The organism is Pseudodesulfovibrio halophilus DSM 5663 (genome assembly GCF_059568665.1).
In genome coordinates this window covers 225,808-251,625 of record NZ_JCANTV010000009.1, presented here as the reverse complement: position 1 = coordinate 251,625, position 25,818 = coordinate 225,808, and the positions used below count along the sequence as shown (strand labels likewise).

The 25,818-nt window shown below is 64.0% G+C and carries 17 protein-coding genes; 7 read left to right on the top strand and 10 right to left on the bottom strand.

Features of this window, described 5'->3' with window-relative positions; translation table 11 throughout:
- The first annotated feature begins 8 nt into the window (after positions 1 to 8).
- From BR24_RS05990 to BR24_RS05975, 4 genes are all read left to right on the top strand, one after another.
- The gene (locus BR24_RS05990; RefSeq protein WP_496540583.1) at positions 9 to 2,141 is read left to right on the top strand and encodes an ATP-binding protein; all 2,133 of its coding nucleotides are present in this window, start codon (positions 9 to 11) and stop codon (positions 2,139 to 2,141) included.
- Between the two features lie 106 nt (positions 2,142 to 2,247).
- Positions 2,248 to 3,951, top strand: coding sequence for a hydantoinase/oxoprolinase family protein (locus BR24_RS05985; protein ID WP_496540582.1), 1,704 nt, complete (start codon positions 2,248 to 2,250; stop codon positions 3,949 to 3,951).
- A 31-nt stretch (positions 3,952 to 3,982) separates the two neighbouring features.
- Entirely contained in the window at positions 3,983 to 5,317 is a 1,335-nt protein-coding gene (locus tag BR24_RS05980) for a histone deacetylase family protein (RefSeq protein WP_496540581.1), read from the top strand.
- Between the two features lie 47 nt (positions 5,318 to 5,364).
- Positions 5,365 to 6,006 carry a lactate utilization protein gene (locus tag BR24_RS05975; RefSeq protein WP_496540580.1) on the top strand — a complete coding sequence of 214 codons (642 nt, stop codon included), beginning with the start codon at positions 5,365 to 5,367 and terminating at the stop codon, positions 6,004 to 6,006.
- A 310-nt stretch (positions 6,007 to 6,316) separates the two neighbouring features.
- On the opposite strand, the gene BR24_RS05970 is transcribed toward BR24_RS05975, so the two are convergent.
- Together BR24_RS05970 and BR24_RS05965 are read right to left on the bottom strand one after the other, a co-directional pair.
- Complete coding sequence (locus BR24_RS05970; protein ID WP_496540579.1) at positions 6,317 to 7,660, bottom strand: glutamine synthetase family protein; 1,344 nt, start codon at positions 7,658 to 7,660, stop codon at positions 6,317 to 6,319.
- Between the two features lie 268 nt (positions 7,661 to 7,928).
- Complete coding sequence (locus tag BR24_RS05965) at positions 7,929 to 8,885, bottom strand: radical SAM protein (RefSeq protein WP_496540578.1); 957 nt, start codon at positions 8,883 to 8,885, stop codon at positions 7,929 to 7,931.
- Positions 8,886 to 8,997: 112 nt separating this feature from the next.
- Here BR24_RS05965 and BR24_RS05960 point away from each other — a divergent pair, with 112 nt between their 5' ends.
- The gene (locus tag BR24_RS05960) at positions 8,998 to 10,128 is read left to right on the top strand and encodes an efflux RND transporter periplasmic adaptor subunit (RefSeq protein ID WP_496540577.1); all 1,131 of its coding nucleotides are present in this window, start codon (positions 8,998 to 9,000) and stop codon (positions 10,126 to 10,128) included.
- On the top strand, positions 10,125 to 13,355 hold the full coding sequence (locus BR24_RS05955; protein WP_496540576.1) for an efflux RND transporter permease subunit: 3,231 nt from the start codon (positions 10,125 to 10,127) through the stop codon (positions 13,353 to 13,355). Before BR24_RS05960 ends, BR24_RS05955 begins: the two co-directional genes overlap by 4 nt.
- Before the next feature lie 63 nt (positions 13,356 to 13,418).
- Here the strand turns inward: BR24_RS05955 and BR24_RS05950 are convergent, their stop codons facing one another.
- The 8 genes from BR24_RS05950 to BR24_RS05915 form a co-directional block, all read right to left on the bottom strand.
- A complete protein-coding gene (locus BR24_RS05950; protein WP_496540575.1) occupies positions 13,419 to 15,527 on the bottom strand; it encodes a methyl-accepting chemotaxis protein in 2,109 nt (702 codons plus the stop codon).
- A 299-nt stretch (positions 15,528 to 15,826) separates the two neighbouring features.
- Positions 15,827 to 16,810 (bottom strand): class II fructose-bisphosphatase, encoded by a 984-nt coding sequence (gene glpX / locus BR24_RS05945; protein WP_018124397.1) that lies wholly within the window; start codon positions 16,808 to 16,810, stop codon positions 15,827 to 15,829.
- Between the two features lie 10 nt (positions 16,811 to 16,820).
- Complete coding sequence (gene tkt, locus BR24_RS05940) at positions 16,821 to 18,797, bottom strand: transketolase (protein ID WP_496540574.1); 1,977 nt, start codon at positions 18,795 to 18,797, stop codon at positions 16,821 to 16,823.
- A 21-nt stretch (positions 18,798 to 18,818) separates the two neighbouring features.
- Entirely contained in the window at positions 18,819 to 19,256 is a 438-nt protein-coding gene (gene rpiB, locus BR24_RS05935; protein WP_496540573.1) for a ribose 5-phosphate isomerase B, read from the bottom strand.
- On the bottom strand, positions 19,253 to 19,549 hold the full coding sequence (locus BR24_RS05930; RefSeq protein ID WP_496540572.1) for a hypothetical protein: 297 nt from the start codon (positions 19,547 to 19,549) through the stop codon (positions 19,253 to 19,255). The genes rpiB and BR24_RS05930 overlap by 4 nt, the downstream gene beginning before the upstream one ends.
- A gap of 37 nt (positions 19,550 to 19,586) precedes the next feature.
- Entirely contained in the window at positions 19,587 to 20,381 is a 795-nt protein-coding gene (locus BR24_RS05925; RefSeq protein ID WP_496540571.1) for a hypothetical protein, read from the bottom strand.
- Positions 20,378 to 22,108: a tetratricopeptide repeat protein gene (locus BR24_RS05920; RefSeq protein ID WP_496540570.1), complete on the bottom strand. Its 1,731-nt coding sequence runs from the start codon at positions 22,106 to 22,108 to the stop codon at positions 20,378 to 20,380. Before BR24_RS05920 ends, BR24_RS05925 begins: the two co-directional genes overlap by 4 nt.
- A 19-nt stretch (positions 22,109 to 22,127) precedes the next feature.
- The gene (locus BR24_RS05915) at positions 22,128 to 23,153 is read right to left on the bottom strand and encodes a sigma-70 family RNA polymerase sigma factor (RefSeq protein WP_496540569.1); all 1,026 of its coding nucleotides are present in this window, start codon (positions 23,151 to 23,153) and stop codon (positions 22,128 to 22,130) included.
- Positions 23,154 to 23,378: 225 nt separating this feature from the next.
- On the opposite strand from BR24_RS05915, the gene BR24_RS05910 reads away from it, so the two are divergent.
- Complete coding sequence (locus BR24_RS05910) at positions 23,379 to 25,799, top strand: homocysteine S-methyltransferase family protein (protein ID WP_496540568.1); 2,421 nt, start codon at positions 23,379 to 23,381, stop codon at positions 25,797 to 25,799.
- The last annotated feature ends 19 nt before the right edge of the window (positions 25,800 to 25,818 follow it).

Below are 25,818 nucleotides of genomic sequence, written 5' to 3'. Positions count from 1 at the left end.
CCGGATTCATGCTGAGTCTATTCTCCCGCGGCGGCCTGTCCGTCCTTTTACTCTGGTTCACGCTTGCCGCGGCGGCCCCCGTTACGGTCTCCGCGGCCGACGTGCCGCTTACGCCCGAGGAACGGGACTGGATCGCCCGGTCCGACCCGATAACGGTGTGGGGAGGGGACTGGCCGCCTTATCAGTTTGAGGATGTGTCCCGGAGCGGCATCTGCGACGGCTACCTCAAGCTCATTTCCAAAAAGACGGGGCTTCGTTTCGAGGTCGTCCCGGCGGACATCCCGTGGAGCGAGATGCTGCGGAACATGCGGCAGGGCTCGTCCGAGTACGACCTTGTGCCGACTATCAAGCGCACCCCGGAACGCGCCAGCTTCCTGCGTTTCACCCGTCCCTACCTGTATCTCTCCTGGGTTATCGTGACCCGTGACGATTTCGGATATGTCGGTGGCCCGGACGATCTGGAAGGCATGACCGTGGCCGTTCAGGACGGTTACGTGGTACACCAGCGGCTGGGCAGGAACTTTCCACGGATGAAGCTGCTGCCGGTCGACGAAGCCGAGGACGCCCTCCGCCTCGTCGAGGCAGGAAAGGCGGACGTCTTCGTGGGCAACCTCACTGTGGCTTCATGGCTCATCGAGCACAGAGGGTTCAAGAGCCTCAAGGTTGCGGCCCCGGTCGCCATCGGCAATCATGACCAGCGAATGGCCGTGGCGAAGGACGACCGCATTCTTGCCTCCATACTGGACAAGGCGCTGGCCTCTATCACGCCGCGGGAGCGCGCCGCCGTCATGCAGGAGTGGCTGCTTGTCCGCTACGAGCACGGCACGTCGCTGAGAACGGTCATGCAGTGGGGGCTCGTCCTTCTGCTGCCGCTGGCGGGCGCATTGCTGGTTCTGGCCTACTCGAATCGCAAGCTGCGCCGCGAGCGGGACGCCCAGGTGCGCATGCAGCGGGAGCTCAAGGACAGTCAGGAGGCTCTCGACAGAGTCATCAAGGGCATCCGCGCAGCCATCGTCACGGTGGAGCCCCGGAATCTGACCATCCTCGACGCCAACGAAGAGGCCGAGAGGCTGCTCGGCTGGAGCCGCGAGGAGCTCAAGGGACGCGACTGCCGTTTCCTTTGCTGCAAGGGTGGCGAGAAGGGGTGCCCGGACCTGTGTCCGCTGCTCGAGCAGGACATCTTCATGGGCGAATATCTGATTTCCCGGGCCGACGGCACCTGCGTCCCCATCATGAAGACGGTGGTCTCCGTGCGGCGCGAAGGCAAAGCCGCCTTCATGGAGGTCATGCTGGATATCTCCGAGCGCAAGCGCCATGAGCGCGATCAGCTGCAGGCGCTGAAACTCGAGTCCATCGGCAGCCTCGCTGCGGGCATCGCGCACGAGATAAACACCCCGGCCCAGTTCGTGGGGGATAATGTCCGCTTCCTGCAGGAAGAGCTGGACCCGTTCATGAAACGCGTCCACGAAGCGGTGGAGCTCGCCTGCCCCGACCCCACGGCGCTGGACGAGGCGGCCTGTTCGCGTTTCCTCCGGCTGTGCGAGGAGTCGGGGGTGGAGTTTCTGGTCGAGGAGGTCCCGCAGGCCATACGCGAGACGCTCGAGGGCGTGGACCGCATCACGGGTATCGTGCGCAGCATGAAGGCCTTCTCGCATCCCGACGAGGTGAACCCCGTGCTGCTGGATGTGCCCGAAGCCGTTCGTAACACCGTCATGGTCGCCAGAAACGAGTGGAAGTACGTCGCGGGCGTGGAATTCGACTTCGAGGACGACCTGCCTGCCGTGCGCGTGGTACCGGGCCAGTTCAATCAGGTGGTGCTCAATCTGCTCATCAACGCTGCGCAGGCCATTGGCGAAAAGAACGCGGGGACGCAGGAGATAGGCTCCATTGTCATCGCTGCCCGTCGCTTCGGGAAGATGGTCGAGATCAGTGTCAGCGACGACGGCACCGGCATCCCCAAGGAGATGAACGGGCGCGTGTTCGACCCCTTCTTCACCACCAAGGAGGTGGGCAAGGGGACCGGGCAGGGGCTGGCCATAGCCTATTCCCTCGTGGTGGATACCTTCGGGGGCGAGCTGTCCTTCGACAGCGTCGTCGGAGAGGGGACCACCTTTTACATCCGTATTCCGACCGAAAGCTGACCACTCCCCGAAGGGCCTTGACCGTTCGCCGTATTGCCTGTGGACCGTGCTCCTCCCGAGGTGATAGGGTTTTTCCCTACGCTGGCAACAAACAGGAGACGACGCAATGCTGCTCGGAATAGACGTGGGAGGAACGCATACCGACGCCGTGGCGCTTGAGGAGCGGGGCGGCTGCATGGAGACGGCCGCATCCTGCAAGGTCCCCACCGATCACGACGACCTGCTGGGGTCGGTAACCGCCGCGCTCAGGGAAGTGCTGCGCGATGTGGATCCGGCTCGGGCCGTCGCGCTCAACCTGTCCACCACGCTTTCCACCAACGCCATCGTGGAAGGCAAAGTGGAGGACGTTGGGGTGCTGGTGAGCGCCGGACCCGGTATCGATCCGCATCATTTCATGCCCTGTCGTCATTTCTACGCCCTCGACGGGTATGTGGACCATCGCGGCAACGAGGTCCGCGCCCTGCGCGGCGGGCAGGTCCGCGAGGCAGTGGAGGCCTGCCGGAAGGACGGCGTGCGCGTGTTCGCGGCGGTCGGGAAATTCTCCACCCGTCACCCTCGCCATGAACGGGTCATACGCAACGCCCTGTGCGCCGTGGACGGCGACGAACCCTGCGAGGCCGCCGATTTCGTGACCATGGGCCACGAGCTGGGCGGCACCCTGAATTTTCCCCGCCGCGTGGCCACCGCCTATTACAACTGCGCGGTCTGGCGCGTCTTCAACGAGTTCGCCGAGGCCGTGAAGCTGTCGCTGGACGATCTCGGGCTCGGGCACGTGCGCGTCAACGTGCTCAAGGCGGACGGCGGCACCATGCCGCTGACCGAGTCGCGGCGCATGCCCGTGCAGTCCATCTTTTCCGGCCCCGCCGCAAGCGTCATGGGCATCGTGGCCCTGTGCGACATCGTGCACGACTCCGTCATCCTCGACATCGGCGGCACGACAACGGACATCGCGGTCTTTGCCAACGGCGCGCCGTTGGTGGAGCGCGAGGGCATCGACATCGGCTCCCTGCCCACGCTGGTGCGCGCGCTCAAGGTGCGCTCCATCGGCATGGGCGGCGACTCCGCCATCTCGGTGCTCGGGGACGAAGTGCGCGTCGGCCCCAACCGGCTCGGACCGAGCGCCTGCCACGGCGGCGAGCGCCCGACGCTGACCGACGCCCTCAACTGGGTGGGCGAGTCTGAGGTGGGCGACGTGGAAGCCTCCAGACGCGCCCTGCGCGACTACGCCGCCTCGCACACCATGCCCGCCGAGGTCCTTGCCGAGCGGGCCGTGGAGTACGCGTCCCGGACCATCCACCGGGAAACCCGCGCGCTGGTTGATGAGATAAACGCCAAGCCCGTGTACACCATCCACGAGCTGCTCGAGGGGAAACAGGTCGTACCCCGCAAGGTCTACCTCATGGGCGGGCCTGCGGAGTCCATGCGCGGTCCGCTCTTCGACCGTTTCAAGCTCTCGGTGGAGGTGCCGAGCGACTACGCGGTGGCCAACGCCATCGGCGCGGCGCTGACCCGCACCACGTGGGACCTGGAGCTGTTCGCGGACACCGAGCGCAACGTCATGTTCATTCCTTCGCTCTCGTACCGAGAGAACATCCCGTCCAACTACGGGCTGGAACAGGCCCGGCGCGACGCCGTGAATCAGCTGTCCATGCATCTGGACGCCATGGGCGTGAAGCTCGAGAAGGACGAGGCGCAGATCACCCACGCGTCCAGCTTCAACATGGTCAAGGGATTCGACATGGTGGGCCGCAACATCCGCGTGCGTTGTCAGGTGCGTCCGGGCGTGACGCATCGCATGGGCCGGGCCTAGACCGCCGGCAGGACACATACAGGGAGTACACATGCTCAAGGCTGACAAGTCTCTCGGAATCATATTCTTTCCGGCCTTCGACTGGGCCATTTCCCCCACGCACCCTGAACGCGAGGAGCGACTGCTCTACACGCAGGACCAGCTTCGCGAGGAGGGCATCTTCGACGTCGAGGGCATCGACGAATACAAGCCGTCCGTAGCCTCGGTGGAGGACGTGGAGCGGGTGCATTTCTGCTTTCCGGACGTGCCTTCGGTCGCCACGCGTTCACACATGGTCTCGGCCGGCGGGGCCATCCGCGCGGCGGAACTGGTCATGTCCGGCGAGAAGGAGCGCGCCTTCGCCATGGTCAGGCCGCCGGGCCACCACGCCATGAAGGTGGTCCACGGCTCTCGCGGGTTCTGCAACATCAACATCGAGGCGGTGATGCTGGAGTACATCCGGGCCAGACACGGGCGCAAGCGCATCGCCGTCGTGGACACCGACTGCCATCACGGCGACGGCACGCAGGACGTCTACTGGCACGACCCGGACACCCTTTTCATCTCCCTGCATCAGGACGGGCGGACCCTGTATCCCGGTTCGGGCTTCCCGGAGGAGCTGGGCGGACCGTGGGCGCGCGGGCGCAACCTGAACATCCCCCTGCCGCCCGGCACCACCGATGAAGGCTTTCTGGCGGTGATGGAGCGCGTGGTCATGCCCATTCTGGAGGATTTCGGAGCCGATCTGGTCATCAACTCTGCGGGACAGGACAACCACTTTTCCGACCCCATCACCAACATGAACCTTTCCGCGCAGGGCTATGCCCGCATGAACGAGATGCTCGCTCCGGACATCGCGGTGCTGGAGGGCGGCTACGCCATTCAGGGAGCGCTGCCGTATGTGAACCTCGGGCTGTGCCTCGCCATGTCGGGCATGGACTATTCCGGGGTGCGCGAGCCGGATTTCACGCCCGCTTCGGTGCGGCAGGAGAAACGGATCACGGAATACATCGACAGGCTCTGCGACGTGATGCCCGAGCTGTATTTCCACCCCCCGGCGTTCGACGGCTCCGAGAAGGCCCGCGAGGGCGTCATCTCCTCGGGCTGGTTCGTGCGGCACAAGGACATCTATTACGACGTGGACAACATCTCCGAAGCGCAGACCGAGATGGTTCGCGAATGTCCGGACTGCCGGGGCACCGTCCGAGTGGAGACGCGCTCCACCAACAACCCGCTCTGCCTCGGCGTGGAGATCCCCGCCGACGCCTGCGACGCCTGTCGCGACGAGGGCTACCGGATTCTGGAGGAGGCGCAGCTCAAGGGGGGATTCCGTTATATCCAGTTCATCAACCGCCGCGACGACGAAGTGGTTCGTCACGGTTTCTAGGTTCCGGGAATCGGGCTTCCGACAAAGGTGTGCAAAGGGGAATCGTAATGGATGAGCAGATGCTCGAGAGCGCCGTCAGGGCGTTTGGCAAGAATGGTTTCGGCGTACATCTGGCCGAGGACCCGGCGCAGGCGCGCGAGATCATCCTTGGTGACATTCTCCCCGGCATTGCGCCGGGGCTTGTCTCTTACGGCGATTCCATGACGCTTCAGGCCACCGGTGTTCTGGATGACATGCGCCGCATGGCGGGCACTGGCGGCTGGGATTTTCTCGACACCTTCGGCCGTGGCCTCTCGCGCGAGGAAATTCTCGAACGCAGGCGACAGGCCCTGCTGTCCGAGCTGTTCTTCACAGGAACCAACGCCCTCACCAAGCAGGGGCAACTGGTGAATCTGGACATGATCGGCAACCGTGTCGGCGGTATCGTCTGGGGCCCGCGCAACGTGGTCCTGACCATCGGCACCAACAAGATCGTGGACGGCGTGGACGCGGCCGTCGCCCGTGTCCGCGAGAAGGCCGCGCCGCTGAATGCCGCACGACACGGCGCGCGCACTCCCTGCGCGAAGACCGGCAGGTGCATGGACTGCGACAGCCCGCACCGCATCTGCAACGTCTGGACGATCACCGAAAAGAGCTGGCCCGCCGGACGCATCCGCGTCGTGCTGATTCGCGGCGACTACGGTCTGTAGTCATCCGCCGCGTCCATTCATTCCCGCCACAGGTCGGCAACCGAACCGTCTTTATCCGTCCGGTCAGGGCATCCTGTTGTCGCTGCGTGCAGAAGAGGGAGCATCCCTTTGCGTCCGCCGTGCCCTTTGACCGTCCGGGCGGTGATGATGCGGCCCACTTACCGTTGTCCCGGGTGGGACTTCTATTGGTACCCGAGGCTCACAGCGCTCTGCGAGAGCTGGGCTTTTCGAGAATTTGATTGAGCCCCACGGACGAAAAAAAGGCCCCGCCGGAGCGGGGCCTTTGAGGAGCGAGGGACTTGTGACGGTCTTACAGGACCGGCAGGTACCTTTCGAGTTCGAACTCGGTGACCTGGGTGCGGTAGGCATCCCATTCGGCCATCTTGTTCTCGACCAGTGCGTTGTGCAGGTGGTCGCCGAGAACTTCCTTCATGAACTTGGACTTCTTCAGGGCGGCGGTGGCTTCGTACAGGGAGCCCGGCAGCGCCTTGATCTTGTTGCGCTTGAGCTGGCGCTCGTTCATTTCGAAGATGTCGTCTTCCACCGGGGCGGCCAGCTTGTAGCCTTCCTCGATGCCCTTGAGACCGGCGGCGAGCTGCACGGCCCAGGCGAGGTACGGGTTGGCGGCCGGATCCGGGCAGCGCAGTTCCATGCGGGTGGCCATTTCCTTGCCCGGCTTGTACATGGGCACGCGGACAAGGGCGGAGCGGTTGCGGCGGGCCCAGGCGATGTAGACCGGAGCTTCGTAGCCGGGGACCAGGCGCTTGTAGGAGTTCACCCACTGGTTGGTCACGCAGACGAACTCCGGAGCGTGCTTGAGGATACCGGCGATGTAGGACTTGCCCTCTGCGGACAGGTGGTATTCGTCGGATCCGTCGTAGAAGACGTTCTTGCCGTTCTTGAAGATGGACTGGTGCACGTGCATGCCGGATCCGTTCTCACCGAAGATCGGCTTCGGCATGAAGGTGGCGTAGCAGCCGTGCTTGCGGGCGGTTTCCTTGACCACCACGCGGTAGGTCATGGCGATGTCGGCCATCTTGAGGGCTTCGTCGTAGCGAAGGTCGATCTCATGCTGGGACGGAGCGACTTCGTGGTGGGAGTACTCGACGTTGATGCCCATGGACTCCAGCGCGAAGATGATGTCGCGGCGGATGTTGTTGCCGAGGTCGAGCGGCGGAGCGTCGAAGTATCCGCCGTGGTCGAGGATCTCGGTGCCCTGATCGTCGGCGAACAGGAAGAATTCGAGCTCGGGACCCACGTAGGAGGTGTAGCCCTTCTCGGCGGCCTGTGCCAGCACGCGCTTGAGCACGCCGCGGGAGTCAGCGGCGAACGGGGTGCCGTCGGGGTTGACCACGTCGCAGAACATGCGGGCGACCGGACGCTCGGTGGGGCGCCAGGAGCAGATCTGGAAGGTGGTCGGATCGGGCATGGCGACCATGTCGGACTCGTCGATGCGGCAGAAGCCGAGGATCGAGGAGCCGTCGAAGCCCATGCCTTCCTCGAAGGAGGCTTCCAGTTCCTTCGGGGTGATCTGGAAAGATTTCAGGGTACCGAGAATGTCGACGAACCAGTACTGGATGAAGCTTACGTCATAGTCTTTGACGGCCTTCATTACGTCGTCGGCGTTCTTGCAGTTGAAAACGGGGATGTCCATATTTTCCTCCAGGGGTTTCCAGGTTCTTTTCGGGCAAAAAATTTTTTCCAACCGGACGGGCTCTCTATTATCAACCACCGTGCCAAAGAGAAAAAAATGTTTCAATTCAGCGCCTTGTGTTTTCGACTTCTAGAGTCGAGGAGGGTGGCGAGCGCGTTAGTTGCGGTTTTTGTAAAAAATCTTTGCCAAAAAGCCGTATTTGTTTCCCAAAATTGTCAACACGCGAACAATGTAGCAGGTGCCGCTTTTTTCATCAACCACAAAAATGTCAATATGGCTCACTGCAGAGCCGAAAAAGGCGATTTTTTCCGTCGAATCGATGCAGCCCCGACTGTCTCATGGCCACGAACGCTTCGCAAAGTTCCTTTCTTGTAAGAAGTCGGTCCATGCCTCCGAAGAGAGGGGCCTGAGCGCACGGATGATATTGCCCCATGACGTTGACCCATGTGTCGGGCGAAAGCTCGAAGAGCCACTTTGCCCACTGCCCGGAGCCGGAGCGAGCGTCCGGAAGCACAAGATGTCTGACCAGCAGCCCACGGGCAGCCAGTCCGCCGGCGATGGCGAGGTCGCCGACCTGCCGATGCATCTCCCGAATGGCGGCACGCGCCACTTCGGGGTAGTCTCCGGCGCGCAGCAGCTCCTCCGCGATGCGCGAGTCCCACACCTTGGCGTCGGGCATGTAGATGTCCACGACACCCTCCAGCATCGCCAAGGTAGCCACACTCTCATATCCGCCGCAATTATAGACGATGGGCAGGGAGAGGCCGTGCTCCACGGCCACGGGAAGGGCTTCCAGAATCTGGGGCACCACGTGCGAGGGGGTGACGAAGTTGATGTTGGCGCAGCCGCGGCGCTGCAGGTCGAGCATCACCCCCGCGAGGCCTTCGGCGTCGGCCTCCGGGCCAGCGTCGGGCGCGCGGCTGATGTCTTCGTTCTGGCAGAAAACGCACCCGAGGTTGCAGCCGGAGAGAAATATCGCCCCCGAACCGTCGCTGCCGACGAGCACGTCCTCCTCGCCGAAATGCGGACCGAAGCTCGCAACGTGGGCATGTCGGCCCACGCCGCAGAAGCCGGTTTCATCCTGCGTACGGTCCACGCCGCAATTTCGTGGGCAGAGATGGCACTGTCGAAGCGCACCAAGTGCCGTTTCGATGCGGCTGTGTAGCTCTCCGGTCTCGTACAGGCGCAGATAGCCGGGGGGATGATATGCAGAGTCTTGATTCATGGCTTTGAATGTAGCCGCAAAGGAATCTTTTCGACAAGGGGCGGCGGTGTCTGTTGGCCCTTCCTTCGTGGGGGAATGTGGGCTATCCTGTCCCGAAAAAAGGGAATCGCCCATGAATCAGGTATACAGGACTATGACGGGAGTGTTGCTGGTCGCGTTGCTGGCAGCCTGCGGCGGAGACATCGCGTCGGGGCGGGACGAGGCGCGGCACGGTGATTACGAGCCGGAATCCACGGCACAGGCGGCCACGGAAGAGGTGCGCGTTTACAGCGAGGCCGTGGGCACCGTCCGCGCACGCACCGACATCCGAGTGGAGGCGCAGATCACCTCGCGCGTGCTGGAAGTGAACGTCACGCCGGGAACGGATGTCGGCAGAGGCGACACGCTGGTGGTGCTGGATTCGCGTGCGGCGAACTCGCGTCTGGAGCAGGCCCGCCAGCGACTGGAGGCTGCCAAGAGCGGCAGACGGCAGGCCCGGCGCACGGTGGCGGCGGCGCAGGCGGCGTTCAACAAGGCGCAGTCGACGTATGAGCGGATGAAGAAGCTGCGGAGCGAACAGGTCATCACTGAGGAGGAGGTCGAGCAGGCCGAAACCGCCTATCTTCAGGCTCGCGCAGAGCTCAACCGCGCTCAGGCCGCGGCAGAGGGTTCTTCGGCGGATGTGGAGCAGGCGGAGAAGGCGGTTCAGGAGGCCGAAATCTCCCTTGACTACACCACCATCACGGCGCAGGAGGCCGGAGAGGTCGCCAAACGCTTTGTGGAGCCCGGGGATCTGGCGTTTCCGGGCAAACAGCTGCTGACGCTCCAGACCGGCGGAAGCTTGCGCATGGAGGCGCAGGTCCGGGAAGGGCTCATCGGCAGGTTGCGCCTCGGACAGCGGGTTCCGGTCGTCGTGGAAGCCCTGAAGCCGCAGGAGCGGCTGGAAGGCGTGGTTGAGGAGATCGAACCGCTGGCCGACCCGACAACCCGTTCTTTCGTGGTCAAGGCGTCGGTCCCGGAGCGCCCCGGCTTGTATCCGGGCATGTTCGGGCGTTTGCTGGTACCCATGGATACCCGCACGGCGGTAATGATTCCGGAAGAGGCCGTGACGCGCGTGGGGCAGCTGGAGACGGTCATGATCCGCACCCCGGACGGCTGGCAGCGGGTGCACGTCCGCACCGGGGAGCGCCGCAAGGGGGCCGTCGAGGTGCTTTCCGGCCTTGAGGGAGGCGAAACCGTGGGCATCGGAGGTCCGGGCGCATGAGCGAACCGAAAGGGATCATCCCCGCCATAGTGCGCTATTTCCTGACGTCGCAGATGTCGGTCATCCTGATCGTGGCCGCGCTGCTCATGGGCGCGGCAGCCATTCTGGTCACTCCCCGCGAGGAGGAGCCCCAGATCGTGGTGCCCATGGCGGACGTCATGGTGCAGGTCCCCGGAGCATCCGCACAGGAGGTGGAACGCCTCGTGACCGCCCCGCTGGAGCGGCTGCTCTGGCAGATAGACGGGGTCGAGTACGTCTATTCCACATCGCGGCGCGACTCTTCCGCCGTGACGGTTCGATTTTTCGTGGGAGAGAATCGTGAAGATTCGCTCATCAAGTTGCACAACGCCATTACCAAGAATCTGGAAATGGTGCCGGGCGTGGTCTCGGGCTGGGCAGTGAAACCGGTGGAGATAGACGACGTGCCCATCGTGACGCTGACGCTGCACGCCGAGGACGGCTGGGAAAACAGATACTCCGGGCATGACCTGCGGCGCATGGCCGAGGAGCTGTATCACCGGCTGGCCGAGACTGAAAACGTGTCGCGCCTGAGTCTGCACGGCGGACAGCCGCGCGAGGTGCGCGTGGAACTGCTGCCAAGGCGCATGGCCGGATACGGCGTCTCGCCCATGCAGGTGGCGGAAGCCCTTCGTGGCGCGAACCGCTCCCTGCCGGCAGGAGCGTTCGTGCGCTCGGACGAGCGGACCGAGGTGGTCAGTCGCTCCTTTCTGATGGCTCCGCAACAGGTGGCTTCGCTGGTCGTGGGCGTGTCCGGCGACCGACCTGTCTACCTACGCGACGTGGCGGAGGTGTGGGACGGCCCGGCCGAGCCGGAGAACTACTCCCGAATCGGATTTTCCTCACGTTACGAGCGTGAGAACGACATGGAGTCGGAAAACGGCGGAGTCTCAAGTCCGGCGGTGACGCTGGCGCTGGCCAAGAAGCCCGGAACCAACGCCGTGAACGTGGCGCGGAACATCCACGAGCGCATGAATGAGCTGCGCCGGAACGTGCTGCCGGACGGCGTGGCGGTGCAGGTGACGCGCGACTACGGCGAGACCGCCCAGACCAAGGTCAACGACCTGCTGGAGTCGCTCTTCTTCGCCATAGTCACGGTGGTAGCCCTGCTGGCGGTGGCGCTCGGCAGACGCGAAGCGCTGGTGGTGGCCGTTGCCGTGCCCGTGAGTTTCTCGCTGGCCCTGTTCTGCAGCTGGATGCTCGGCTATACCATCAACCGCGTCACGCTCTTCGCGCTCATCCTCTCGCTCGGTCTCGTGGTGGACGACCCCATCACCAACGTGGACAACATCCAGAGGCACATCCTCATGGGCCGCCGGAAGCCGCTGGGAGCCACGCTCGCGGCGGTGCAGGAGGTCCTCCCGCCGGTGATCATGTCCACGCTGGCCATCATCGTCTGCTTCCTGCCGCTGTTCTTCATCACCGGCATGATGGGACCATACATGGCGCCAATGGCTGCCAATGTGCCCCTTACGGTGACCTTCTCCACGCTGGCGGCCCTGACCGTGGTGCCGTGGATGACCTACATGCTGCTGAAAAAGACCCCGGCGCGCGAAAAGGGGGAGCAGAAGGCCGACGACGACTCTGTCCCGCCGATCATTCTGAAGACGTACCGTCGGGTGCTCGGGCCGCTGCTGGACAGCCGGGGCAGGCGTCGCCTGCTGCTTGCGGGAATTGCGGCGGGCCTGCTCCTGTGCGGGGCGCTGGTGCTGTTGCGGTTGGTGCCGCTGAAGATGCTGCCCTTTGACAACAAGAACGAGCTGCAGCTGGTCATCGACATGCCGGAGGGCGCCACGCTGGAGCGCACCGACCGGGTCGTGGCGGATTTCGAGCGGTTCCTGTCGGCGGTGCCGGAGGTGGACAGCTGGGTGACCTATGCCGGGTCGCCGTCGCCAATGGATTTCAACGGCATGGTGCGTCACTACTATTGGCGTGAAGAGCCGCATCAGGCGGACGTCCGCATCAACCTCGCGGACAAGTCGCGACGGCAGGCCCAGTCCCACGCCGTGGCCCTGCGGCTTCGCGACGGGCTCACGGCCATTGCCGAGCGGCACGGCGCGGTCCTGAGCATAGTGGAATCACCGCCGGGGCCGCCGGTGATCGCCACCCTGACCGGGGAGATCTACGGACGCCCCGGACAGCCTTATGATGAACTCGTGCAGGGCGCGCGGCATCTGCGCGAGGTCATGCGCGGCGAACCCGGCGTGGTGGACACGGACACCTCGGCCGAGGCTCCGCGGATGATCGTGGATTACGTTCTCGACAAGGAGAAGGCGGCCCTGCACGGCGTGGACGCCGAGGACGTGATGCGTACCATGAGCATGACCCTCGGCGGGGAAACTGTATCCGCCGTGCATGTTCCGGGCGAACGCCAGCCGCTGCCCGTGCGGCTCGTGCTGCCCACGCGGCTGCGAACCGGCAGCGAGGACCTGGGCGGGGTGCGCATGAAGACGGCTTCGGGCGGGATGATTCCGCTTGCCGAGCTGGGCGAATTCGTGCCGGTGCCGTCGGAGCAGCCCATCTGGCACAAGAACCTCAGGCGCGTGGCCTATGTGTTTGCTGAAACCGCCGGGACGCCGCCGGGCGAGGCGGTCATCGACGTGGATGCCCGGCTCGAGGATTCGCCGCTGCCGCCGGGATTGAGCGTGGACTGGGCCGGTGAGGGAGAGTGGAAGATCACGCTGGACGTGTTCCGCGATCTGGGCCTTGCATTCGCCGCGGCGCTGCTTGGCATTTACGTGCTGCTCATCGCCCAGACCGGGTCGTTCGTCATGCCGCTGCTGATCATGTCCGCCATCCCGCTGACCATGCTCGGCATCCTGCCGGGGTTCTGGCTGCTCAACGTGGTGGCGGGCGGCTCCGTGGGCGGCTATGGGAACCCTGTGTTCTTCACCGCCACCAGCATGATCGGCATGATTGCGCTCGGCGGTATCGTCATCCGCAATTCCGTGGTGCTCATCGACTTCATCCAGAAATCACGGGCCGCCGGACGCGACCTGCGCGAGAGCATCATCCTTTCCGGCGCGGTGCGGCTGCGGCCCATCGTGCTCACGGCGCTTACAACGGCTCTTGGCGCGTGGCCCATCACCCTCGACCCCATCTTCTCCGGGCTGGCGTGGGCGCTGATCTTCGGACTGGTGGCCTCAACGCTGTTCACCCTCGTGGTGGTCCCGAGCGGCTATTATGCCCTGTACGGCCCGAAGAGCTGATCCACCAAAAAGGGCGGCCCCGCTTTTCGGCAGGGCCGCCCGTTTCATTCTGGTGAGACGCGATCAATAGCGTTCGAAGTTGTCGCCCGGAGGCAGTGCCGCTGGACGGGCCTTGCGCGCCCCTGAGCCTTCATCCTCCAGTCGGAAGTAGCTCACGGCCTCCAGGAGGCGGTCGGCATTGCCGGCGAGCTCGTCGGAAGCGGAGGAGACTTCTTCGGCTTCCGAGGCGTTCTGCTGCACCGCGCTGTCCAGATCGCTGACCGCGGAGTTGATCTGGTCCGCGCCGGAGTTCTGCTCACGACTTGAGGCCGCGATGGTCTTGATCATCTCGGCGGTGTCGATGATGTCCGGCACCATTTGTTGCAGCATCTCGCCGGCCTCGTTGGCCACTTCAACGCTCTGGCCGGAAAGCTCGCTGATCTCGGAGGCAGCCTGTCCTGAGTGTTCGGCCAGCTTGCGCACTTCGGCGGCGACCACGGCGAAGCCCTTGCCGTGCTCCCCGGCGCGAGCAGCCTCGATGGCGGCGTTGAGGGCCAGCAGGTTGGTCTGTCGCGCGATTTCCTCGACCACGGAGATTTTTTCCGCGATCTGCTCCATGGCCTTCACGGTCTTGGAGACGGCTTCGCCGCCCTTTTCCGCGTCAGCCGCTGCCTTGCGCGCCTTGGCTTCGGTCTCGCCCGCGTTTTCCGTGTTCTGGCGGATGCTGCCGCTCATCTGCTCCATGGAGGCGGATATCTCCTCCACGTTTGCGGCCTGATTCGAGGCACTCTCCGCAAGGGTGGTGGATGTGGATGCCAGCTCGCCGCAGCCGTCCGCCACGTCGTTTGCGTTGTGGTTCACGGTCCGCATGACGTCGTTCAGCCGGGCGTTCATGGAGCCGACCACGTAGCCGAGCTCCAGCATCTCGTCGCCGAGAATGCTGCCGCGGATGCCGCGTCGTTCCCGAGGCTTTTCACGGGGAAGATCCTTGCTGCCGAGATCGCCATGGTTGATGCGGTTTACTGCGTCCATGACCATGCGCAGCTTCTTGGCGATGCTGCCAGCGAAAAGCAGGCCGAGGGTCGCGCCGAGGAGGATCATGAAGACCCCGACCCCGAAGGACCAGTTCTTGGCGCTGGTCAGGGCTTCGTCGGCGGCGCGCTGTCCGGCCATGAATTCGTGAATGGGCGCGGTGCCTATGATGACCCACTCCCAGGGTTTGAAATAGCTGGCGGAGAGGATGAGTTCCTGATCGGCGCTGTCGCCCGGCATGGTTGCTGAGGTCTCAACCGTAACGCTCCTGCCGCCGGCGCCCTTGGCCTTCTCGATGAGGTCCCGGTATGTCTGCGCGCTGTCTCCCTTCGTGATGACGCTTCCCACCACGGCGTCATCCTTGTGCATGCGCACGGTTCCGGTGGCGTCGCCCGAGGCCGCGACCAGCGTGAGATAGCCGCTCTTGCCGACCTGTACGGACTGAAGTCCCTGTTTCAGATCATCGATCCCCTGCTGGAGGATGCCGACGTACAGGCAGCCGATCACCTCGCCGGCCGCGTCGCGGATGGGTTTGTACTGCGTAAGGTACCACGCGTTGACCACGTAGGCGGTGCCCCGAAAGGTCTGGCCGGAGCGGATGGTCTGCGCCACCGGGCTGGAGGCCGGGATGTAGGTCCCGATGGCACGTTTGCCGTTCGTCTTGAGGATGTTGGTTGCCACGCGCAACAGGTCTCCCCGCTCGTTCATGCGCTGGAAGACCGTGCAGGTGGCGCCGCTCAGGTCCATGATCTTGTCTACGACCGGAGTCCGAACGTCCGGATTCGCGTTCTTGCCGAGCCACTGGTCGCCCACGGCCAGCCGGGGCAACTCGATGCGGTCCTCGCGTTTGGTTATCTGGTTGACGGCGCTCCATTCGGCGGTTCGTTCGAGCAGCTGCATGCCGCCGCGCCGCTGGACCAGATCCTCCAGTATGTTCATGGAGACGTCCAGCTCCTTTGTCAGCGTCGCGTGCTGGGTCTTGAGCAGGGTGCTGGCGTCTTTTACGGCAAGAGAGGCTTCCTTTCGTGCCTGCGCGTCGAAGTGAGACCTGAGGCGGGCGTCAATGGCATCGCTCTGCCAGAAGATGATGCCGAGGATTCCCGCTGCTGTAAGGAAAACCAGTAGAACGATCATCCCGGAAATCTTTGGTCCGATGCGCATGCTTTACTCCTTCTAAGCCCCTGTTAACATATGCTATTTATGAATAATGTTTTGCTTCTCAAAGCAGAAAACCTACTTTGATTGTTAGCTAGCCGTATGAAATTTGTCTATTAGTAACTGCAAAAAAGTGATGCCGTTCTATAGAAGAGTGGATTCATATTGCGCTACGCAACGAAATGCATGGGGTGTTCGGCCGCTTCCAACAGTTCAACTGAAAATTTGGCATGGTTCTTCAAAGTACGGCAACAAAAAAGGCCGCTCCTGACGGAGCGGCCTTGTGCGTGCTGTGGTGCCGGGGGTTAGTCGTACTGGACGGCGCTGAACTTCATCAGGGATTCCCAGTCGTGGATGGCTTCCACGTAGCGGATGGTGCCGGTCTTGCCGCGCATGACCAGCGAGGAGGTCTCGGCGCCGTGGCCGGTGTACTTCACGCCCTTGAGGAAGGTGCCGCCGGAGATGCCGGTGGCCGCGAAGAACAGGTCGTCGGAACCCACGAGGTCCGCGACTTTGTAGACGCGGCGCAGGTCCATGCCCGCTTCGGCAAGCGCGTTCTTCTCGTCCTGACGCTGGGGGTCCAGCTTGCAGAACATCTCGCCGCCCATGATGCGGATGGCGATGGCGGAGAGCACGCCTTCGGGGGTGCCGCCGGTGCCCATCATGACGTCCACCTCGCTGCGCGGGTCGATGGCCATGAGCGAGCCGGTGATGTCGCCGTCCGTGTGCAGCTGGATGCGTGCGCCGGACTCGCGGATTTCGCTGATGAGCTTCTTGTGGCGCGGCTTGTCGAGCACGAAGACCACGAGGTCGTCCACGTCCTTCTCCAGCGCCTTGGCGATGTATTTCAGGTTGTGCTGCGTCGGGGCTTCGATGTCCACCACGTGCTTTGCCTGCGCCGGAACGACGAGCTTCTGCATGTAGTAGCTCGGGCCCGGATCGAACATGGCTCCGCCGGGGGCCACGCCCACGACCGAGATGGCGTTGGGGCGGCCGAAGGCCAGCAGATTGGTGCCTTCCAGCGGGTCCACGGCGATGTCCACCTTGGGGCCGTTTCCGCGTCCGAGGCGCTCTCCGTTGAAGAGCATGGGCGCGTCGTCCTTTTCTCCTTCACCGATCATGACGGTGCCCTCGAGGTCGAGGGAGTTGAAGCAAAGGCGCATGGCGTCCACCGCAGCCTTGTCGGCGGCGTCCTTGTCTCCGCGGCCCAGCCAGCGGGCGCAGGCGAGTGCGGCGGCCTCGGTCACGCGAACGAGGTCCATGGCAAGGTTTTTCTGGGGGGCTTCCATGAGTATTCTCCTAGAATTTTTCCTTGATGATCCGGGCGAAGTTGTCCGGGGTGAATCCGTACTTCTCCGAAAGCAGCTTGCCGGGAGCGGACTGGCCGAAGTGGTCCAGACCGAGAACGACGCCGTTGCATCCGACGTATTTGTACCAGGTTTCCGGGCGTCCGGCCTCTGCGGCGGCGCGGGCGGTCACCTCGGGCGGCAATACCTCGGTTTTATACGATTCCGGCTGTTCGTCAAACAGTTTGAAGCTGACCATGTTGACCACGCGAACCTTGCGGTCCAGCAGCTTGGCGGTATCGAGCGCAAGCGCCACTTCCGAGCCGGAAGCCATGATGATCAGGTCCGGGGTGCCGTCGCAGTCCTTGATGACGTAGCCGCCCTTGGCGGTGCCTTCGGCCATGGCCGGGTATTCGGCCGGATCCAGCACGGGCAGCCCCTGACGGGTCAGGAACAGACTGCTGGGGTGCTTCTCGGAGCGAAGCGCCATGTCGATGCAGCGGGCGGTCTCGTTGGCGTCGCAGGGGCGCATGTCCACGAGGTCCGGGATCAGCCGCAGGGAGGCGATGTGCTCGATGGGCTGGTGCGTGGGACCGTCTTCGCCCACCCAGAAGGAGTCGTGGGTGAAGATGTACATGGCGGGCAGTTCCTGCAGCGCGGACATGCGGATGGCGTTGCGGCAGTAATCGGAGAAGGTCAGGAACGTGGCGCCGAACGGGATGATGCCGCCGTGCAGGCACAGGCCGTTCATGATGGCGGCCATGGGGAATTCGCGAACGCCCACGGCGAGGTTGCGCGCGCCGTAGCCGTCGATGCCAAAGTTGCCCACGGTCTCGCGGTAGTGACCGGTCTGGTTGGACGGGTCGAGGTCCGCGGAGCCGCCCATGAGGTTGGGCAGTTCGTCCATGATGGCGTTGAGGCAGGCGCCCCAGGCCTTGCGGGTGGCGATGGTCTCGCCCGGCTCGAAGGACGGCAGTTCGACCCTGAGCGCGCCGCGGTCCTGATTGATCTGCTCCCAGAGCTTCTTGAACTCGGGGTCTCTGGCGAGCTTGGCGTCGAGGTTGGTCTGCCAGTCCGCCACGCGCTTCTTCATGTCCGCCTGACGGGCGCGGAAGTGCTCAACCGCGTCGGCCGGGACGTGGAAGTCCTCCTCGGGCAGGCCGAGCTTTTCCTTGGTGGCCTTGATCTCGTCGGCCTTCATGGGAGCGCCGTGGGTGTTGTGGTCGCCTTCCATGTTGGCGGAACCCTTGGCCATGGTGGTGTGGCAGACGATGAGCGTGGGCTTTTCGGTTTCCAGCTGCGCAGTGGCGACGGCCTTTCGGATGGCGTCGTGGTCGTGGCCGTCCACGTCCAGCACCTGCCAGCACATGCCCTCGAACACCTTGCGGTAGTCGGTGCAGTCGGCGCGGTTGGTGGGACCGGCGAGCTGGATCTTGTTGGAGTCGTAAAATACCGTGAGCTTGCCGAGCTTCCACAGGCCGGCCAGCGAGGCCGCGCCGAGAGCGATGGGCTCCTGCAGGTCTCCGTCGGAGCTCAGGGTATAGGTGTAGTGGTCGCACACGTCGCTGCCGAGCTTGTCGCGCAGGAACGCTTCTGCCACCGCGAAGCCAACGGACATGGCGAAACCCTGTCCGAGGGGGCCGGTGGTGGCCTCGACGCCCGGCGTCAGGTGCGACTCGGGGTGGCCCGGGGTCAGACTGTCGAGCTGGCGGAAATTCTTGAGGGCGTCCATGTCCAGAAAGCCGGCCATGTGCAGCAGGCTGTAGAGCAGCATGGACTCGTGCCCGGCCGAGAGGATGAACCGGTCGCGGTTGAACCACTTGGGGTTCTCCGGATCGTAGTTCATGAAGCCGGAGTAGAGCAGGGTGGCGAAGTCGGCAGAGGACATGGCCCCGCCGGGATGGCCGGAGTTGGCCTTGGCCACGCCGTCCATGATCAGACCTTTGATCACGGCAACCGTTTTCTGGTCCATTTCGGTGTTGATAGTCATTTGGTTATGTCCTTGCGGGGGCTATTGTTTGACACTGTCGATGAGGTCGACGCGCCGCTTGTGGCGGTCGCCTTCGAACTCGGTTTCCAGAAATATCTTCAGGATGTCGAGGGCCACGCCGAGGCCGGTGACGCGTTCGCCCATGCAGAGCACGTTGGCGTCGTTGTGGGCACGCGCCAGTCTGGCGTGAAATTCGTTGCTGCACACGGCCGCGCGCACGCCCCCGTAGCGGTTGGCGGTCATGGCCATGCCCTGCCCGGTGCCGCAGACGAGAATCCCTGTGACGCCGTCCTGCACTTTTTCGGCAACCTTGGCGGCGTAGACCGGGTAGTCGCAGCTGTCCAGACAGTCCGGGCCCATGTCCTCGACGTCGTAGCCCCACTCCCCGAGCGCCTTGACGAACGCGGCCTTCATGTTGAATCCGCCGTGGTCCGAACCGATGACGATCTTCTTGCTCATTTTGCTCCGTCCTGCTTCTCGAACTCCCCGCGAAGCGTCTCGATCTCTTCCTTGAGGAAGGCGATCTGCTTCAGGCAGAGTTCCTTTTCCTGTTTTTTGCCTCGCGGCGATTCCGCGATGTGGCCGAGCGTCACATATTCTTCTTCGAGCTGTTTTTCAAGTCGGCTGATTTCGAAGCGGCGCATGCCCGAGCCCAGAAGTTTCTTCACCTCGCGCCACCATGTGGACAGGCCGAGTTTGAGGGTCTCGCCCAGGGTCTGCGTTGCGGTCTGCTGATCATTCCGGGTGGTCATGTCACACGCTCCTTGTCGAAATTGTGGTCAGGGCCGCTCATTCGGCCGGGGGAAACGCGCACACGGCGCGGATAACGGTTTTATCCGGTAGGTCCAGCTCAAGGGCCTTTTCCTCCCACGAAGTGAGCATAAGCTCTCGGTTGCGGATGCGCAAGACGCCCCGGTCGCCGTTTTCGAGGGTGAAAATGATGCGCTCGGGCGCGGGGCCGTCGTCGTAGCCGTCGATGTCGGCACGCCACGGGATCACACGGCCGGCGCGACGAATCTCGCCCTCCATGCGCAGCGGACGCCCGAGGGAGTCGGTCTGCAGCACGGATACGGGGCCATCTTCGAAGGTGTACGTGGGTCGGTCCTTCTGGACCATGGCGATGGTGAACCGGTCCGGCACCACGGAGTGGAAGGTGCCTCCGGCCAGCCGCGCGAGGTCGCTCAGGGAAAAGGGCAGCGGAAGCCCCAGCGCCATGGCCGCGATGACCGGGTCCTCGCACCAGTAGGCGGTTTCGCGGTCCGGATAGTAGGCCAGCAGGCCGCCTTCGTCCTCGCGCATCAGGGCCACGGTGGAACCGAAGCCTGCGGAAGCGTTCATGCGCAGGGCGCCGTCGAGTTCGCCCCACAGGTCGATGCTCAGGCGGCCGCTCTGCTTCTCCGGCAGCTTGCGGGAAAAGAGAAAGGAGGCCTCGGCGCGGATGCCGGTGGCCGGAAGCGGGGCGAGGTAGGTGCGCGTGAAGGCTTCCCACGCCTTGTCCGCCTCTGGCGGCGGCAGGGGAGTCGGCTTGGCGCAGGCCGTGAGCAGCACGGCGGCCGTGAGCATCAGCGGCAGCAGTCGCCTCATTGCAGCTCCCTGATCTTGGCTTCCATCGCGTCAGGGTCGGGATGTCCGAGGTCGATGGCCTTGCGGTAGGCGGCCCGGGCTTCGGACTTCTTGTCGAGGGCCGCGGCGATGTCGCCGTAATGGGCCCACAGGTCGGGGATGTTGGGTCGCTGCGTTACGGCCTCGTTGATGAACTTCCACGCCTTGTCGTATTCGCCCAGTTTGTAGTGCACCCAGGCGAGGGAGTCGGCGATGAAGCCGCTTTGCGGATCGAGCCGATAGGCCGCCTGCACGAGTACGAGGGCGCGGCGCAGGTCGCGGTCCTCCTCGGCGAGGGTGTAGCCCACGAAGTTCAGGGCCTGCGGATTGTCCGGGTGCGCGGCGAGCATGGTCTCCATGTGCTCCAGCGCGGCGTCGCGGCGGCCCATGGCTTCCAGAAGGGCACCCTTTTCATACATGAGTTCCGGGTCTTCAGCCTTGACTTTCAGGCCGGCTTCCAGCGTGTCGAGCGCCTGCGCCTTGCGGTCGGTATCTACGAAGATGCCAGCCTCAAGCAGATAGAACTGGTTGTTCTCGGGAAAGAGCTTGCGGCCTTCGCGGGTCAGCTCGAGGGCTTCGTCAGAGCGGCCGACCGAATGCAGCAGCCTGCCGCGGAATTCGAGGGCGCGGGCGTAGAAGGGGTGCCCCTTCTCGATCTTTTCGAGCGCCTTGGCCGCCTTGTTGCCGTCGTTCTCGCCTTCCCATGCGATGACGGCCTTGTAGAACCAGTATTCGCCCGGCGGATTGCCGTCGGAGGCCAGCGCGTCGAGCACGGTGGAGGCCTGCGCGTGAAAGCCCTCGTTGAGGAACAGTGATGCCGCGTCGAGCAGAAACGCCTTGCTGTTGGGGCCGTCCAGCGCCAGCCGCATGGCTTCGTCCACGTTGTTGAGCTTCAGGTTGAGCAGAATCACCCGCAGCCGGACCTCGTTGCGAACGTCCCCCATGGACAGGATGCGGCGGTAGGTCTTCTCGGCCTCGGAATACTTGCCCACGGTCTCGTAGAGGTAGGCCAGCTCGGCCAGCGCCTCGAAGTTGTCCGGGTCCTGCTCCAGGGCGTTCTTCAGGTCGGCGATGGCCAGCTGGGTCTCACCCAGACGGGAGCGCGCGCCGGCGAACAGCAGCAACACGTCCGGAGTGCGTGCCTCCTCGGAAAGGTGTTGAAGCTGGTCCAGCGCCTCGGCGGGCATACCTGAATCCAGATACGCCTGCGCAAGGCGGATGCGCACCTCGTATTCCTCGGGGTGCGCCTTGACGTAGTCCTCGAGGAGGGTGAGTCCCTTCTTGCGTTCGCCCTCCTGCATCCACGAGCGGGCGAGGTAGGTTGTCAGCAGCGGGTTTTCCGGAAACTTCTTCAGCCCGTCGGTCAGGATGTCGCGGGCTTTGGCGCCGGCATCCTGGCTGTTCCAGTGCAGGCTCGCCAGCTCAAGGTAGAGCTGCGGGTCGGGTTCGGCCTCGATGACGCGGCGAAGGGCGTCCGCGGCCGAGGTGCGGAGGGTGGCGAGCGTTTGCTGGTCCGGGGCTTCGCCGGACATGCTCAGGCGGTTCATCCGCGTAAGATAGTCCTGATAGAGCAGGTAATTGTAAGTGGTTCTGGCTTCGAGGGACTGCGGCGCGGCCTTGACCGGGTCGCTGGGCGCGGGCGCGGTCTTGGGCGCGCAGGCCCCGAGCAGGAGGCACAGGGCCAGGGGCAGGAGTGCGGTGCGCTTCATCGGGTCTCCATGGGTTTGGCTATGCCTCTTCCTCGATCCAGTCGCGGGAGAAGTCCTTGACCGCGTCTGCGAGGTGTTCGCGTATCTTCGTGAGCAGACGGGCCTCGATCTGCCGCACGCGCTCGCGGGTGACGCCGAAGCGCTCGCCCACTTCCCGAAGGGTCACGGGATTCTCGGACAGGAGGCGCTCGCGGAGGATGACCAGTTCCTTCTCGTTGAGGATGGGCTCGATGCCCCTGATGTTCTGCAGCAGGATCTCGGTGATCTCGTCATTGGCGAGCTTTTCCTCCACGCCGGGATCGAGCGCGGGCAGGAAGTCCATGCGCGTGGCGTCGGACTCCTCGCCGATGGGCGCGTTGAGCGACATGTCGTTGCGCGACAGGCGCTGGTCCATCTCCTCGATGTCCGTGGGGCTGACGTCGAGTTTTTCGGAGAGCAGCTCGGTGGTGGGGTCGAAGCCCATGGTCTGGAGGCGCTGGCGTTCCTTGTTCAGATTGTAGAACAGCTTGCGCTGGGTCTGCGTGGTGCCCACCTTGACCATGCGCCAGTTGTCCATGATGTACTTGAGGATGTACGCCTTGACCCAGAATGCCGCGTAATAGGAGAACTTGATGCCCTTTTCCGGGTCGAATTTCTGGACGGCCTTCATCAGGCCCACGTTGCCTTCCTGCACCAGGTCGAGCGCGTTCTGCATCCAGCGGCGCTGGAAGTCCATGGCGATCTTGACCACGAGCCGCAGGTGCGAGGACACCAGCCGGAACGCGGCGTCCTGATCGTTTTCATCGCGCACGCGGCGGGCCAGCTCCAGCTCTTCGTCAGGCTTGAGCATGGGAAAGCGCGCGATCTCTCGCAGGTACAACTGCAGCGGATCGCGGATGGAGACCTCCGAGCTCTTGCGGTCAAAGGACGCGGGCAGGCTCGGGGTCTTGGTCACCGGAAGGAATTCGTCTCGCGACGCCTCTTCTTCGGAGATGATCTCGGGATCGATCTCTTCTTCGTCGGTGATTTCGATTTCGGGATCGATGCTCTTCTTATCGGATGCCATTGTCGTGTCTGGGGTATATTCGGCGGGCGGATGCGCCCGTTCTCGGTTTCGGAACCATAAAAAGGAAGCGTATATTTTTTATTTGTCCTTTTCAATGTTTTTCGCTAGGGCCGGACTCTCCCCCGATCTCCGGAGGCTTGATTTTTCGCGACTTCCGGGTTATATCAAATAATCTTGATATTAGAATGAAGCTCCCCGAGCCCGGGGACGGCACTGGAGACCATCGTGGCTGATTTCAGGAAAGCGCTCGCAGACGACAAGGTATATTTCTTCGACGGCGGATACGGAACCCTGCTGCAGAGCAGGGGGCTGCCCGCCGGTCTTTCCCCGGAGCTGTGGGGAATGGAGGCGCCGGACGTCATCCGTTCGGCCTACGCCGACTACGTGGAGGCCGGGGCCGACCTCGTCACCACCAACACCTTCGGCGGCTCCGCCCCCAAGCTGGAGGGCAAGGCCGACGTCTTCGAGCTGAACCGCCGCATGGTGGAGCTCGCTCGCGAAGTGGCGGACGGGCGTTCCTTCGTCGCGGGATCGGTGGGGCCCACGGGAAAGTTCGTTGAGCCGCTGGGCCCCCTGAGCTTCCGGGAGATGGTGGACATCTATCGCGAGCAGATTCGGGGCATCGCCGCAGGCGGCGCGGACCTGATCCTTGCCGAGACGCATTTCGACCTCGCCGAGATCAAGGCCGTGGTGGTGGCGGCGCGCGAAGTGTGCGACCTGCCCGTTGCCACGTCCATGACGTTCGAAGGCTCCGCCTGTCTGACCGGGACCTCTCCGCAGACTTACGTGGACACCATGCAGAACCTCGGCGTGGAGCTGATCGGCACCAACTGCTCCGCTGGGCCGGAGCAGATGTACGACACTTTGGTACAGTGGCTGCCCCGGCTGGAGACACCGGTGTTCGCCGAGGCCAACGCCGGCCTTCCGGAGCTGGACGAGGAGGGCAACACCGTCTTCCGCCTTGCCCCCGAGCCGTTCGCCGAACAGGCCGTGAAATTTCTGGACGTGGGCGCGAAGATCATCGGCGGCTGCTGCGGCACCACCCCGGACCATATCCGGGCCCTGCGCGCCAAAGCCGAGGGCCGCAGCTGGACCATGCCGCAGAAGACCGACCACGCCAGCGCCGTGGTCACCTCCCGCGCCGTGTCCGTGCCGTTCGGCTTCGACCACCGCTCGGTCATCATCGGCGAGCGCATCAACCCCACGGGCAAGAAGCTGCTCACCGAAGAGCTCCAGGAAGGCCGCTTCAACGAGGCCATGCGCTTCGCCTCGGAGCAGACCGAGCTGGGCGCCCCGGTGCTCGACGTGAACGTGGGCGCGCCCATGGTCGATGAAGGCGAGCTGCTGCCGGAGCTGGTCAAGTCGCTGGCGGCCCGCTACCAGTGTCCGCTTGCCATCGACTCCAACGACTCCGACGCGGTGGAAAACGCGCTGTGGAACTACCCCGGCTCTCCGCTGGTCAACTCCATCACCGGTGAGCCCGGCAAGATGGAACGCCTCGGCCCGCTGTGTCGCAAGTTCGGCGCGCCATTCATCCTGCTGCCGCTGGAGGGCAAGAAGCTGCCCGTGACCGCAGCCGAACGCATCGAGGTGCTGGAGCGGTTGCTGGCGGAAGCCGACGCGCTGGGCATCCCGCGGCGTCTGATCGTGGTGGACGCGCTGGCCCTGACCGTGTCCTCCAAGCCGGAAGCGGCCCGCGCGAGCCTCGAGTTCATCCGGCACTGCAAGGAGAACCTCGGGCTGGCCACCACCATCGGCCTGTCCAACATCTCCTTCGGGCTGCCTGCCCGCGAGCTGCTCAACTCCAATTTTCTGGCGCTCGCCATGGGCGCGGGGCTGACCTCCTGCATCGCCAACCCCAACTCCGCGCGGCTGCAGGAGACCCTGCACAGCGTCGAGGTGCTGCTGGATCGCGACAAGCAGGCGCAGCGGTATATCGAGGGCTATTCAGACTGGACTCCGGGTACGGCCGCACCCGCGGCAACCGGTGGAGGCGCTCCGACATCCTCCGGCTCGCAGGACGACGCGGATCCGGTTTTCTCCGCCGTGGTCAAAGGCGACCGCGACGCCATCCTCACTCTCGTGGAAGAGAAGCTGGGGGCCGGCATGTCCGCCATGAATCTGGTGAACGACCTGCTCATTCCCGGCATCATGGAGGTGGGCGAGAAGTACGAGCGCAAGGAGTATTTCCTGCCGCAGCTGCTGCGCTCCGCGGAAACCATGAAGACCGCCTTCGGCCGCCTGCAGCCGCTGCTCGAGGCCGAATCCGAGGGCGGCAGCAAGCCCGTGGTCATCATGGCCACCGTCGAGGGCGACATTCACGACATCGGCAAGAACATCGTGTGCCTGATGCTCGGCAACCACGGCTTCGAGGTGGTCGACCTCGGCAAGGACGTCCCCGCCGAGCGCATCGTGGAAGCCGCGGTTGAGCACAAGGCCAGCATCATCGGCCTTTCTGCGCTCATGACTACGACCATGGTTCGCATGGAGGACACGGTGAAGCTGGTGCGCGAGCGCGGCATGGACGTGAAGGTCATCATCGGCGGCGCGGTGGTCACCGAGAAGTTCTGCAACGCCATCGGCGCGGACGGGTGGAGCACGGATGCTCTCGACGCGGTTCGGATCGCGCAGAACCTGGTCCAGTAGGGTCGGATTCTTGCCCTTT